Annotated in this window: 12 protein-coding genes; 6 read left to right on the forward strand and 6 right to left on the reverse strand. The window is 74.3% G+C overall.

Annotated elements, in window-relative coordinates; all coding sequences use genetic code 11:
• On the reverse strand, positions 1-132 hold a 132-nt coding region (locus tag ACIBK8_RS09995; protein WP_399041639.1), incomplete at its 3' end, for a hypothetical protein.
• Positions 133-387: 255 nt separating this feature from the next.
• Here ACIBK8_RS09995 and ACIBK8_RS10000 point away from each other — a divergent pair.
• Positions 388-1,725, forward strand: coding sequence for a diaminopimelate decarboxylase (locus ACIBK8_RS10000; protein WP_399041236.1), 1,338 nt, complete (start codon positions 388-390; stop codon positions 1,723-1,725).
• A gap of 59 nt (positions 1,726-1,784) precedes the next feature.
• Here ACIBK8_RS10000 and ACIBK8_RS10005 read toward each other — a convergent pair whose 3' ends face one another.
• The 4 genes from ACIBK8_RS10005 to ACIBK8_RS10020 form a co-directional block, all read right to left on the reverse strand.
• Entirely contained in the window at positions 1,785-2,375 is a 591-nt protein-coding gene (locus ACIBK8_RS10005; protein WP_399041237.1) for a hypothetical protein, read from the reverse strand.
• Between the two features lie 137 nt (positions 2,376-2,512).
• Positions 2,513-3,325, reverse strand: a complete 813-nt coding sequence (locus ACIBK8_RS10010; protein ID WP_399041640.1) for a MurR/RpiR family transcriptional regulator — start codon at positions 3,323-3,325, stop codon at positions 2,513-2,515.
• Positions 3,326-3,726: 401 nt separating this feature from the next.
• Entirely contained in the window at positions 3,727-5,271 is a 1,545-nt protein-coding gene (locus ACIBK8_RS10015; protein WP_399041239.1) for an aromatic amino acid ammonia-lyase, read from the reverse strand.
• A gap of 200 nt (positions 5,272-5,471) precedes the next feature.
• On the reverse strand, positions 5,472-6,506 hold the full coding sequence (locus ACIBK8_RS10020) for a LacI family DNA-binding transcriptional regulator (protein WP_399041240.1): 1,035 nt from the start codon (positions 6,504-6,506) through the stop codon (positions 5,472-5,474).
• A gap of 235 nt (positions 6,507-6,741) precedes the next feature.
• Between ACIBK8_RS10020 and ACIBK8_RS10025 the strand changes: the two genes are divergently transcribed.
• The 4 genes from ACIBK8_RS10025 (at position 6,742) to ACIBK8_RS10040 (ending at position 10,241) form a co-directional block, all read left to right on the forward strand.
• On the forward strand, positions 6,742-7,656 hold the full coding sequence (locus tag ACIBK8_RS10025; protein ID WP_399041241.1) for an amidohydrolase: 915 nt from the start codon (positions 6,742-6,744) through the stop codon (positions 7,654-7,656).
• Complete coding sequence (locus ACIBK8_RS10030; protein WP_399041243.1) at positions 7,653-8,198, forward strand: cysteine dioxygenase; 546 nt, start codon at positions 7,653-7,655, stop codon at positions 8,196-8,198. The genes ACIBK8_RS10025 and ACIBK8_RS10030 overlap by 4 nt, the downstream gene beginning before the upstream one ends.
• A 126-nt stretch (positions 8,199-8,324) precedes the next feature.
• The gene (locus ACIBK8_RS10035; RefSeq protein ID WP_399041246.1) at positions 8,325-9,752 is read left to right on the forward strand and encodes a purine-cytosine permease family protein; all 1,428 of its coding nucleotides are present in this window, start codon (positions 8,325-8,327) and stop codon (positions 9,750-9,752) included.
• Positions 9,753-9,824: 72 nt separating this feature from the next.
• Positions 9,825-10,241: a hypothetical protein gene (locus tag ACIBK8_RS10040; RefSeq protein WP_399041248.1), complete on the forward strand. Its 417-nt coding sequence runs from the start codon at positions 9,825-9,827 to the stop codon at positions 10,239-10,241.
• A 285-nt stretch (positions 10,242-10,526) separates the two neighbouring features.
• Here ACIBK8_RS10040 and ACIBK8_RS10045 read toward each other — a convergent pair whose 3' ends face one another.
• Positions 10,527-11,915 carry a cystathionine beta-synthase gene (locus ACIBK8_RS10045; protein ID WP_399041249.1) on the reverse strand — a complete coding sequence of 463 codons (1,389 nt, stop codon included), beginning with the start codon at positions 11,913-11,915 and terminating at the stop codon, positions 10,527-10,529.
• Between the two features lie 186 nt (positions 11,916-12,101).
• Between ACIBK8_RS10045 and ACIBK8_RS10050 the strand changes: the two genes are divergently transcribed.
• A complete protein-coding gene (locus ACIBK8_RS10050) occupies positions 12,102-13,115 on the forward strand; it encodes an SGNH/GDSL hydrolase family protein (protein WP_399041251.1) in 1,014 nt (337 codons plus the stop codon).
• Positions 13,116-13,250 lie beyond the last annotated feature (135 nt).

Here is a 13,250-nt window from a genome sequence, read left to right on the forward strand (position 1 = left end):
CAACTTCTCCGGATGCTCAGCCACCTCCGGATCCAAGTTGTTCTGCAACATCCGCAACGCAGCCTCCTGCTGCCACCCCAAGGTGTTCAGCTGCGTTCCGCGCGGTGCCTGCACAGGTCGCGGTCCCGACATGGGTGGTGCCTCCCTGACGTCGAATGGATCGAGCTATTCACATAGTGGCTTCGCTGAATATGCCCAGTCAACAGGGCCCCGCGCCCGGCGCCCCCGAGGCACACCTACCGGCCACCCGGACACCGGCCACCCGCCACCACATACCGCGCCTGCCCCGCCGGCCACACATCCGCCCGCACATTCACCCGGCCCCCATGGCGCTGCGGCCGGTGGCAGTGATGGAGTAGCGGTATGACTGGCCTCCAGACTGGTTCCATGACCGGCCCTGTTGCGACGGACCGGGACCGTGCCGTACAGGCAGCCGTGGCGCAGGGGCTCGTCGGCCCCGCCCAGCCCGTCGCCGGGCTCCTGGATGTGGCGGGGATCCGCCGCTCGGCGGCCGAACTGCGGTCCGCCTTCGAGGCGTTCACCGCACCCGGCACACCCGTGCTGCACGCGTTCGCGGTGAAGGCCGCCTCGCTCGTGCCGGTGCTCCGGCTGCTCGCCGACGAGGGCCTGGGCTGTGAGGTGGCCAGCCCCGGCGAGCTGGCGCTGGCCCGCGCGGCCGGGGTGCCGGCCGCCCGCACGGTGCTGGACTCCCCCGCCAAGACCCCCGCGGAGCTGCGCGAAGCGCTCGCCCTCGGCATCGCGGTGAACGCCGACAACCCCGAGGAGCTGGCCCGTATCGACGGTCTGGTGGCCTCCGCGCCGACCGGCGCTCCCCTCGGCCTGCGCGTCAATCCGCAGGTCGGCGGCGGCAGCATCGGCGCGATGAGCACCGCGACCGAGACTTCCAAGTTCGGTGTGGGGCTACGGGACGCGGGGGCCCGCGACTGGGTCGTGCGGGCCTGTCTGGACCGCCCGTGGCTGACCCGGCTGCACGCCCATGTCGGCTCGCAGGGCATGCCGTTGCCGCTGATGGCCGAGGGGGTGCGGTCCCTGTTCGACCTCGCCGAGGAGATCAATGCGAAGGCCGGGCGACCGCAGATCGACACCCTCGACATCGGCGGCGGGCTGCCGGTGAACTTCGCGTCGGACGTGGCCGCCCCGACGTACCGGGCGTACGCGGAGCTGCTCAGCACGGTCGTGCCCGGCCTGTTCTCCGGGCGGTACGGGCTGGTCACCGAGTTCGGCAGGTCGCTGCTCGCCAAGCACGGCACGATCGTGGGCCGCGTCGAGTACGCGAAGTCGGCGGGCGGCCGGCCCATCGCGGTCACCCATGCCGGCGCCCAGGTGGCGACCCGTACGGTCTTCGTCCCGGATGCCTGGCCGATCCGGGTCGCGGCGTACGACGCGCGGGGGCTCCCGAAGACGGGCGAGCCGGTCGCCCAGGACGTCGCGGGGCCGTGCTGTTTCGCGGGCGACCTGGTCGCCGAGAACCGCACGCTCCCGCCGCTGGAGTCCGGCGACCACGCCGCCCTGCTGGACACCGGCGCCTACTACTTCTCCACCCACTTCGCCTACAACTCCCTGCCGCGCCCCGGGGTTTACGGCTATGTGGCGGACCCGTCGGGCGCCGTCCGCTTCACGACCGTGCGCACCCCGCAGACCCTCCAGGAACTGGCGGCGGAGAGCGGCGCGGCGCACGCCGACGGCATGCGCGCGTTGCGGTGAGGTGAGGTGACGTGGCGTGAGGCGGGTCGGCGGGAGATGAGGGGAGACGGCGCCGTCGGCTACCCGCGCCCGCCCCTGCCTCCCGCACCACGCCGGATACGTACACCCCCCGGCCCCGCGTCCCCGGCGGCCACCCCCGTCGTCAGATAGCCGCGGACCTTCTTGCCCGCCGCGCCGCCGCGCGCCGCGGCCTCCGTGCGGACCCACAACAGCGCCTCGTGTTCCCGCTCCCAGCGGCCCAGCCACCGGGACTTGGCCCAGAGTCCGGCGGCGCTGCCCGCCATCAGCAGTCCGCCCGCGGCGGGCAGCGCCCACGACGAGCCGACCGCGGCCAGGAAGGCGAGCAGCAGCCACCAGCGGTGTGCCCGGCGCCAGATCCGTACGGTGACCCCGCGGTCCTGGAGGATGACGGACTTGCCCGCCCGGGAGGCGCCGCCCGCCAGGGCCGTCAGGCGGCGGCGCCGCGTCAGGAACACGGCGCAGGCCGCGATCAGGGCGAGCGCCACCCCCGCGAGCAGCCCGATCCGCCGTCCGGTCAGCCCCGGCAGCAGCGCCCCGATGCCCGCCGCCAGCAGTCCTGGCCACCACAGCAGGCCGGCCGGTGCCCGTACGATCACGGCCACCCTCGCCAGCGCATACGCGCGCCCCACGTCGGTCCTCCTCACGTCGAGCCCGCGACGTCACACCGGGCGTCGCGGCGCTGCGTCACACCTGTACGGCGGCGGATCGTAGCCAGCCCGGATGAGGATTTTCTGAGACGGCCGGAGGGCGGCCCGACGGGCGGGCCTCACTCCACGAAGAGCCCTCTGGCCGCCGCCTTCGCGTCGAACTCCTCCAGGCGGGACTGGGCGTCGGGCAGCGCGTCGCACATCGCCTCCAGCAGGACGCGGCCCAGGAGCATGGGGGCGCAGACCGTGTCGAAGGCCAGGCCGGTGCCCACCGGGGCGGGCAGCAGGAGGTCGGTGTGCCGGGCGACGGGCGCGAAGGCGCTGTCGGCGACGGTGACGACGGTCAGGCCCGCGGCGCGCGCGTACTCCAGGGCTTCGACGACCTCGCGCGGGTGGCGGGGCAGCGCGAAGCAGAGCAGGGTGCTCGCGCCGGCCCGTACGGCGGCGTCGATGCGGTCGGCGAGCAGGGTGCCGCCCTCGTCCAGGAGACGGACGTCGGGGTGCACCTTGCGGGCGAAGTACACGAATCCGGCGGCCTGTGCGGTGGCCGCGCGCAGGCCGAGTACCGGGAGCGGCCTGGACGCGGCGAAGAGCCGGCCCGCGCGGACGACCGGGGACGGGTCGGCGAGTGCGGCGGCGAGGTGGCGGAGGTTGTCGATCTCCGCCTGGACGGCCTGCTGGTATTCGTTGGCTGCGCCGTTGCCGCCCGGCGGTTCGGCGGGGGCGACCTCGCGCAGGTGGCGGCGGAGCGCGGGGTAGCCGTCGAAGCCCAGGGCGACGGCGAAGCGGGTGACGGACGGCTGGCTGACGCCGGCGAGTTCGGCGAGTTCGACGCTGGAGAGGAACGGCGCGTCGGCGGCCCTGCGCACCATGCAGTGCGCGATGCGCCGCTGGGTGGGGGTGAGCCGGTGCCCTTCGAAGAGTTTTTGCAGGCGGGCGGCGGTTCCGGCGGCGGCGTCCGGGAAGGCCGGTGCCTTCGCGCCGGGCCCGTGGTCCGTCCCGGCGGCCCGCTCCGCCGCGTCCGCGTCCGCCTCGGCCCTGGCCGCCTCGGCCTTCGCCGCGTCCGCGCGCCTGCGTGCCCGCTCGGCGGGTGTGCCACCGGTCCCGGCCTGCGCCGTCGGCGTCCCCGGAACCGCTCCTGTCACGTCCGGCTGGCCGGCCGCCCGTGCCGCGCCCGTCGCCCCGGCCGCCGCGCCGCCGTTGTCCCCGCTCATCGCCTCTTCCTCCCGGCCCGGTCAAGGCCGTCTCGTGTACCGACCGACTGTACGGAACTCCTGGCCCGCAGCCGCCCTCTCCGCCCGCCGCGGGGCCCCGCGAGGCCGCGCCGCCCCCGCTACACCTCCGCCAGGCGGTCCAGCAGCCGCTCGGCCACCGCGACGTCGTCCGTCAGGGGACGGTCCGCCGTCCTGGCGTCCAGCGCCTCGGCCGCCAGGGCGTAGCCGGCGGCGACCGGGGTGTCCGGTTCCGGTTCCAGTGAGCGCATCCGCAACGCCCGTACGCAGGCGACGAGTTCGCAGGCCAGGACGTGCCGGAAGGAGACGCAGGCGCGCAGTGTCTGGCGGGCGCCGAGGGAGGCGAAGCTGGCCTGTTCCTCGACGCCGCGGGAGAGCACGGCGTGCCCGAGGGTGGCGGGCTGGGAGACGGCACGCAGCTCGCCGAGTGCCGCGCCGGCCGCGTACTCCAGGATCATCACGCCGGAGCTGGCGGGCGCCGCGTCACCGAGGAACGGCCGCAGCCGGGTGAGGTCGGGTTCGGAGAGCGCGGCGAGCCGGGCGGCGGAGAGCTGCGCGGTCTGGAGTACGGCCAGCCGGAAGCCGTCCAGGGCGAGCGCGGTGTGGGCGGCGTAGAAGTTGCCGTGGTGGTAGGCGGCCTGGTCGTCGACGCTGATCAGGGGGTTTTCCGCGGCGGCGTTGAGGTCGACGGTCAGCACCTGTTCCAGGGTGTCGGCGGCGTCCAGCGCGGGGCCGTGGACCTGCGGGATGCAGCGGAATCCGTACGGGTCCTGGATGCGGCCCAGCGGTGGCGCGGGGCGGGCGGGTACTCCGGAGAGGGTGCGGATGCGGGCGGCGGCGGCCGATGAGCCGGTGTGCGGCCTGGCGAGCATGACGGGTTCGGCGAAGGGTTCGTACGAGCCGCCGACCGCGAGGAGGGAGAGCGCGGCGACCGCGAGTGACGCCGCCAGCAGGCCGCGCAGCTCGTCGAGTGCGAGCGCGGACTGCCCGAGGGTGAGGGCGTTGCTGCTGATCAGGGCGAGGGCGTCGTTGCTGTCGAGGGCGACGGGCGCGGGGGCGTGGCCGCCGGACGGGCAGCGCCAGGGGTGCTCGCCCGCCAGCGCCAGGCCGGTCTGGGCGAGGGCGGCGAGGTCGCCGGTGCCGACCGCGCCGAGTTCGTTGACGACCGGGTGGGCGCCGGTGTCCAGGGCGGCGACGAGTGCGGTGACGACGGCGGGGTTGAGTCCTGCGCCGCCCGCGAGGAGCTGGTTGGCGCGGACCGCGAGCATGGCGCGGACCTCGCGGGCGGGCAGCGGGTCGCCGATGGCTCCGGCGTGGCTGCGCAGCAGCCGGAGTCCGTGTGCGGCGTCGATGTGCTGGACGTCCTCGGTGCGGTTGGCGCCGACGCCGGTGCTGCGCCCGTAGACCCGGCCGGTGGCGGCGAGGCGGCGCGCGGTGTGCCAGGACTCATCGGCGCGGCGCAGGGCGTCGGGGTCGGGGGGTCCTGGGCGTGCGGTGCGGGTGGCGAGCGCGGCGACGTCGGCGGGGCGCAGGCCGTGGCCGTCGAGGGTGACGCGGGGCGTGCCCGGCCTGCGGTCCTGTGGCGCAGGGCCGTGGGTTCGGCCGGGATCCGCACCCCGGCCGGGGTCCGCCGCGGGGGAAGGCATCGCGCTCAACTCCCTTCTGCCGCGCCCTCGGTGGCCGGGATCCCGGCACCGCGTTGCGTACGGCGGGCCGGAGCACCGGGCGTTCCGCACCGGTCCACCGGCTCCCATTCACTCACCTATGACTCTGCATGACGATATGCAGACCGGCAAGGAGCAGCGATCAATCCCCGCCATCGCGGCCGTGCCGTCGCCGCGCCGGCTCAGGCAGGGCCACGCCCCAGCGCCGAGCCCCGCTCCGACAGCCGCGGCGCGCACAGGATGCGCTTGCGGCGGACCCGGCGGCCTTCGATGGCCGCGACGGCGAGCCGCGCGGCCTCCTTGGCGATCCCGGCCAGGCCCCAGTCGAGGGTGGTGAGGGGCGGGGTCAGGATCCGCGAGACGGGGTGGTCGTCGAAGCCGACGACGGAGAGGTCGCGGCCGACCGCGAGGGACGCCTCGGCAGCCGCCGCGTAGACGCCGTAGGCGATGGAGTCGGAGAAGCAGAAGACGGCGGTGGGCGCGGCGCGCCGGGCGCCCCCGCCGCCGGTGCCGTCCAGCACCCGCCGGGCGACCTCGGTCGCCTCCCCCAACTCCTGCGCGCAGGGCAGCACTTCGACCGTGAGGTGCAGCCGGTCGGCGGCCTCGCGGACGTAGACGTCGGCGGGCCGGTCGGGGGTGGAGGGCCCGGTGGGGGTCAGGACCGTGATGCGGCGGTGGCCGAGGGCCCTGAGGTGGTCGAGGACCGTGTCGATGCCGGCGCGGTTGTCGAAGAGCACCTCGCCCGCCGTACGGGCGCGGCGCAGCGAGTCGCCGATGGAGACGACGGGCACCGCGTCGGCGATCGCCGCCCAGCCCTCGGCCGAGGGGTCGACCGGCGACACCAGGAGGCCGTCCACGCGCTGGTCGCGCAGCTGCTTGGCCAGCGCGAGTTCGCGTTCCGGGTCGCCGCCCGCGTCGAGGATCAGCGCATAGCGGTCACCGGCCAGCAGCTCGCGGCCTATCGCCGCCATCAGCTGCTGCTGCCAGAGGTCCTGGAGGTCACCGGAGAGCACGCCGACCATGCTCGTCCGGCCGCCCGCGAGGGCGCGGGCGATCGGGTCGGCCTCGTATCCGAGGTCGGCGGCGGCCTTGCGCACCCGCTGCTCGGTCTCCTTGGAGACGTGCTTGCCGCGCAGCGCGTAGGAGACGGCCGCGGTGGAGAGTCCGGTGGCCTCGGCCACCTCGCGGAGGGTGGTGCGCTTGTTGGGCCTGGCCATGCCGAGAGCCTACCCAAGGCGGGCGGGCGGCCCGCCGGCCACCGGACCGCGGGTGAACGGGCGGCCGTCCGCCGCCCCCGCTCCGGCCCGGCCGACCCTTGACACCACCTCACGTTAAGCGATTCACTTAATCGCATCAGTGAAGCGGTTAAGTTCCGTGGCCCAACGGGCGTCCGACCCCTTCGCCCCGCCCGCGGCCGGCACCGGGACACCGCCCCACCGCCGAGGGAGACGCGTGCCCGCCGACGTCCACCAGCACATCTGGCCGGCCGAATTCACCGCCCTGCTGCGCGCCCGCAGCGCACCGCCGCGGCTGGACGGCTGGACGCTGCACCTGCCGGGCGAGGCCCCGTACGCCGTCGACCCGGCCGACCACGACACCGGCGCCAGGCAACGCCTCGCCCGCGCCGACGGGCTCGACCTGGCGCTGGTCTCGCTCTCCAGCCCGCTGGGCATCGAGTACCTGCCGCCCGGCGAGGCCGACCCGCTGCTGGCCGCGTTCCACGACGGCGCGCTCGCCCTGCCCGCGCCGTTCGGCGTCTGGGCCTCGCCCTGCCTGTCCGTCCCCCGGCCGGATCCCGGACCTGTGCGGCGCCTGCTGGCCCGCGGCTGCGCCGGGCTGCAACTCCCGGCCACCGCCCTGCTCGACGCCGCCGGATGGCAGCGCTGCGCCCCGCTCATCGACGCCGTCGCGGAGCTGGACCTGCCGCTGTTCATCCACCCCGGCGCGGCGCCCACCGCGGGCGCGGCGCCTGCCTGGTGGCCCGCCCTGGTCCCGTACGTCCAGCAGCTGCACGCCTCCTGGTTCGCGTTCCGCGCCTTCGGCAGGCCGCGCCATCCGCGGCTGCGGGTCTGCTTCGCCGCGCTGGCCGGGCTCGCCCCGCTGCACGGCGAGCGGCTGGCCGCACGCGGCGGCGGCCTGGACCGCGGCCGGGTCGACACCGACGCGTTCTACGAGACCTCGTCGTACGGGACGCGCGCGGTGGACGCGCTGGTGCGGGCCGTCGGCATCGACGTCGTCGTCAGCGGCAGCGACCGCCCGTACGCCACACCCACCGACCCCGATCTCGGCGCCGAGGCCGCCCGGCACGCCCTGCGCACCGTCAACCCGGCCCGCCTGCTGGGGCCGGCGAAAGGAGCCCGCCCATGAACCGTCCCGCCCCCGACCGGGCCGTCCGCGTCCCCGAGCCGTTCGCCGCGCTGCCCGAACGCGCCCTCGGCACACGCGAGTTGCGGGATCTGGTCGACACTCTCGCCGCCCGCCCCGGCCTCTGGCGCGCCCAGGTCGCGTTCTCCGACACCGAGCGGCACTACGCCTCGCTGTACCGCGACGAGTACGTCGACGTCTGGCTGCTGTGCTGGACCCGGCGCAACGACACCGGATGGCACGACCACGACCTCTCGTCCGGCGCGGTCCGCGTCGTCCAGGGCGCGCTGACCGAGACCAATCCGCGGATCGGCGGGGAGCACCTGACGACGACGGTCGGCGCCGGCGCCTCGTTCTGCTTCGGGCCCGACCACATCCACCGGCTCTCCGGCGCCACCGACGACGCCGTCTCGGTGCACGCCTACTCGCCGCCGCTGTGGCGCCTGGGCCAGTACGACATCACCGATGACGGGCTGATGCGCCGGCGCTCGGTGTCGTACGCGGATGAGCTGCGGCCGGTCGACACCCCGCCGTCAACCGTCTGACCTGCGCGGACGCGGGGCACGGGGGCGCCGTCCGCGTCCCGGCCGACAGAAATCACGCTCCGCCTATTGACCTTCCATTCACACTGCATTGATCCTGCATGGATCCATACAGTGAGGCGGCGCAACATGGCAGGCGTGGTGGAACGACGCTCGATCGATGTCGTCCCGGACGGCGAACGGCACGGCAACGCCTTCAGCCAGTTCACCCTCTGGCTCGGCGCCAACCTCCAGATCACCGCCGTCGTCACCGGAGCGCTGGCCGTCGTCTTCGGGGCGACGGCCTTCTGGGCGCTGGCCGGACTGCTGCTGGGCAACCTCGCCGGCGGGGCGGTGATGGCGCTGCACTCCGCGCAGGGCCCCCGGCTCGGCCTGCCGCAGATGATCACCTCGCGGGCGCAGTTCGGCGTCCGCGGCGCCGTCGTCCCGCTCGCGCTGGTCATCGTGATGTACATCGGCTTCTTCGCCAGCGGCAGCGTGCTGGCCGGGCAGGCGGTCGGCGAGCTGACCCACCTCGGCGCGACACCCGGCATCGTCATCTTCGCCGCCGTCACCGCCTTCGCCGCGGCGGTCGGCTACCGCCTCATCCACGCGCTCGGCCGGATCGCCGGTCTGGTCTGCGCGGTGGCCTTCGTCTACCTCGGCATCCGGCTCATCGGCCGCGCCGACATCGGCGCGCTCCTCCACGACCGCGGCTTCGGCCTGCCCGTCTTCCTGCTCGCCGTCTCCCTGGCGGCGTCCTGGCAGCTGGCGTTCGGCCCGTACGTCGCGGACTACTCGCGCTACCTGCCGCGGCGCACCTCCGCGCGTGCCACGTTCTGGTGGACGCTCTCCGGCTCGGTGCTCGGCGCCCAGTGGTCGATGACCTTCGGCGCGCTGGCCGCCGCGGCGGCGCCCGGGGCGTTCGTCGGCCACGAGGTGAGCTACCTCGTCGGCCTCGGCGGCACGGGCCTGATCGCCTCGGTGCTCTACTTCGCCATCGCCTTCGGCAAGCTCACCATCAACATCCTCAACACCTACGGCGGCTTCATGTCGCTGGTGACCAGCGTCAGCGGCTTCCGCGGGCAGCGCACCCTGTCGCCGCGCGCCCGGTCCGCCTACATCTTCGGGATCATGGTGGCCGGCACCGCCGTGGCCCTGCTGGGCAAGGACTCCTTCCTCACCTCCTTCAAGGACTTCCTGCTCTTCCTGCTGACCTTCTTCACCCCGTGGTCGGCGATCAACCTGGCCGACTACTACCTGATCTCCAAGGAGCGCTACGACATCCCGGCGCTCAGCGACCCGGCCGGCCGCTACGGCTCCTGGAACGTCAAGGCACTCGCCGCCTACCTCATCGGCGTCCTGGCCCAACTGCCGTTCCTGGCCACCGCGTTCTACACCGGACCGCTGGTCGCCCCGCTCGGCGGCGCCGACGTCTCCTGGCTCGTCGGCCTGGTCGTGCCCGGCGTCCTCTACTGGGCCGTCACCCACCGCGACACCGCACGGCTGCCGGACCGGCCCGCCGACGGCACCCCGGACGCGACCGGACCGGACGCACGGGCCACCCCGGCCGGCTGACCTGCGCCGGTACCGGAAAGAGGGGGGCTGGCCCTACCGCGCGGGCCCGCCGCCGTCCGTAATCTCGGCTCCATGGCGACCCACGACCCCGAACTGGCCGACGAACTCGACGCGACGCTCAAGGCCCGCAAAGACCTCGGCCCCGAGTACGAGACGGAACTGACCGACGCGTTCCTGGAGAAGCTGGAGCGGACCGTCGACCAGCGCGTACGCCGGGGTCTCGCGCAGGCGCAGCTCCAGGTGGCCCGCTCCGGACGCCCGTACGGCGGCTCCGGCGGCGGTGCGCCCTTCGGCGACGGCACGTTCGCCGCGCGCTTCGGCTTCGCCACGGTCTCCCTGGTGCTGGCCGTCCCGCTGTCCGCGATCGCCGCGGTCAACACCGGTCTGCTCGGACTGCTGACGTGCTGGGCGGGCATCGTCGGCGTCAACGCCGTGCACGCCAAGGGCTTCGCCGCCCTGCTGCGGCGCGCCCGCCACGACGGCGCGTAGCGCGGCCGGTCCCCGCGCCGGGGAAGAAGAAGGCGCGGGGACCGCCTCACCCCGGCCGGGGCCGGGGGCGGGACGACAGCGGTCCCCGCGGGGGACGTGTCCGGGCCAGGGCCGGACGGGACGTCCTGACGATGGCGGAGGCCCGGGAGCCGCTCCGGAGTTCCGTATCGCCGTGGTCAGTAATCTGCCCGACCCGTGTTAAGCCCGTGCTGCGGGCACATGACGCATGCGTACCGCTCGCACGGACCGGCGTTCATCTCGCCCGCGTCCGCGCCCGCACGGACGCTACTTGCCGGCCTCCCGCGCCAGGTACGCCAGCAGGTCCTGCCGGCTCACCACGCCCTTCGGCTTGCCCTCGACGAGGACGATGGCCGCGTCGGCGCCTTCCAGGACCGCCATCAGGTCGGCGACCGGCTCACCCGAGCCGACCTGCGGGAGCGGCGCGCACATGTGCTTCTCCAGCGGGTCGGCCAGGGAGGCCCGCTGGGCGAACAGGGCGTCCAGGAGTTCGCGTTCGACGACCGAGCCGACGACCTCGGCCGCCATCACGTCCGGGTGCCCGGCGCCCGGCTTGACGATCGGCATCTGCGAGACGCCGTACTCGCGCAGCACCTCGATCGCCTCGCCGACGGTCTCCTCGGGGTGCATGTGCACGAGCGAGGGCAGTGCGCCCTCCTTGTGCGCCAGCACCTCACCGACCCGGGCCGCGGCACCGCTCTCCTCCAGGAAGCCGTAGTCCGCCATCCACTCGTCGTTGAAGATCTTGGAGAGGTAACCGCGACCGCTGTCCGGCAGCAGCACCACGACGACGTCGTCGGGGCCGAGCCGGGAGGCGACCTCCAGGCCGGCCACGACCGCCATCCCGCAGGAGCCGCCGACCAGCAGGCCCTCCTCCTTGGCGAGGCGCCGGGTCATCTGGAAGGCGTCCTTGTCCGACACCGCGACGATCTCGTCGGCGACGGTGCGGTCGTAGGCGGTCGGCCAGAAGTCCTCGCCGACGCCCTCGATCAGGTACGGGCGCCCGGAGCCGCCGCTGTAGACGGAGCCCTCCGGGTCGGCGCCGATGACCTGCACCCGGCCCTCGCTGGCGTCCTTCAGATAGCGGCCGGTGCCGCTGATGGTGCCGCCGGTGCCGACACCCGCGACGAAGTGCGTGACCCGGCCCCCGGTCTGCTCCCACAGCTCGGGCCCGGTCGTCTCGTAGTGCGAGCGCGGGTTGTTCGGGTTGCTGTACTGGTCCGGCTTCCAGGCGCCAGGCGTCTCGCGCACCAGCCGGTCCGAGACGTTGTAGTACGAGTCCGGGTGCTCGGGGTCCACCGCGGTCGGGCAGACCACCACCTCGGCGCCGTACGCCCGCAGCACGTTGATCTTGTCCGTCGAGACCTTGTCAGGGCAGACGAAAATGCACTTGTAACCCTTCTGCTGGGCCACGATCGCCAGCCCCACGCCGGTGTTGCCCGACGTCGGCTCGACGATGGTGCCGCCCGGCTGCAACTCGCCCGATTCCTCGGCGGCCTCGATCATCCGCACCGCGATCCGGTCCTTGACCGATCCGCCCGGGTTGAAGTACTCGACCTTCACCAGGACGGTGGCCTGGATCCCTCGGGTGACGTTGTTGAGCCGCACGAGCGGGGTGTTGCCGACTAGCTCAATCATCGATTCGTAAAACTGCACGGTGGTCTCCGCGGTCGGGGGCACGCTGTCCTGCGCCCGTCCTGCCAGCCTATTGCCCCTCCCCCGCGTTGCGTTCGGCGCGCTACGGGGCAACAACTTGTTGTACGAGTTCTCGCCGATTCACGAAGCGCGCCGGCCGTCCCCCGACAGGACGCGCCACGCACTGCACGGGGAGGTGCCCGGCCTATGCCGATGACGTTGTCCAGGGCGAGAGTGGCCCGGCGGATCGCCACCGCAGCCGCGCTCGGCGGCAGTGGGATCGGGCTGCTCGGGGTGGCCGCCGCCGGGCTGCTGCTGACCGAGGTCAGGCTGGCCCGCCGTACCGTCGGCGGCTCCAAGGAGACCCCGCCGGGCGCCGACGGCCGCTACGGCGCCGCCTTCGGCCACCGCACCGACCGGGCACCGCTGCGGCTCGGCTTCCTCGGCGACTCCACCGCCGCAGGACAGGGCGTGCGCCGCGCCCGCGAGACACCGGGCGCGCTGCTGGCCTCCGGCCTCGCCGCGCTGTCCGAGCGGCCGGTGGACTTCCGCAACGTCGCGCTGCCCGGCGCCCAGTCCGACGACCTCGAACGCCAGGTGGACCTGCTGCTCGGGGACGGCGCCCAGGCACCCGACGTCTGCGTCATCATGATCGGCGCCAACGACGTCACCCACCGGATGCCGATGGCCCGCTCGGTCCGCCATCTGTCGGACGCGGTGCGCAGGCTGCGCGCGGCGGGCTGCGAGGTGGTCGTCGGCACCTGCCCCGACATGGGGACCATCGAGCCGGTCTACCAGCCGCTGCGCTGGGTGGCCAGGCGGCTGTCCCGGCAGCTCGCGGCGGCGCAGACGATCGGGGTGGTCGAGAGCGGCGGCCGTACGGTCTCGCTGGGCGACCTGCTGGGCCCGGAGTTCGAGGCGCGTCCGCGGGAGCTGTTCGGGCCCGACAACTACCACCCGTCGGCCGAGGGCTACGCCACCGCCGCGATGGCCGTGCTGCCCACGCTGTGCGCCTCGCTCGGCCTGTGGCCGGAGAGCGAGCGCCCGGAGGAGGCCAGGCGCGAGGGCATCCTGCCCGTCGAGCAGGCCGCCGTCCAGGCCGCGTCCGAGGGCGGTACGGAGGTCGCCGCCACCCGTGCGCCGTGGGCACTGCTCAAGCACCGCAGGCGGCGCCGGCTGCCGTCGACCGAGGAGACGGACCAGCCGCCGGTCGCCCCGTGAGCCGTGCGGACCACCACCCCCGCATAAGCGCTCGCTTAGAAAAGAGTCCCGCATCACAGCACGCACCCCGTGACCTCTGCGGTACGTACCGGTAACTTCCCTCACAGTCTCTGCCGGACGCCGCGACGGGGCCGC

Source organism: Streptomyces sp. NPDC050161 (assembly GCF_044460025.1).
In the GTDB taxonomy this organism is placed as follows: Bacteria; Actinomycetota; Actinomycetes; order Streptomycetales; family Streptomycetaceae; genus Streptomyces.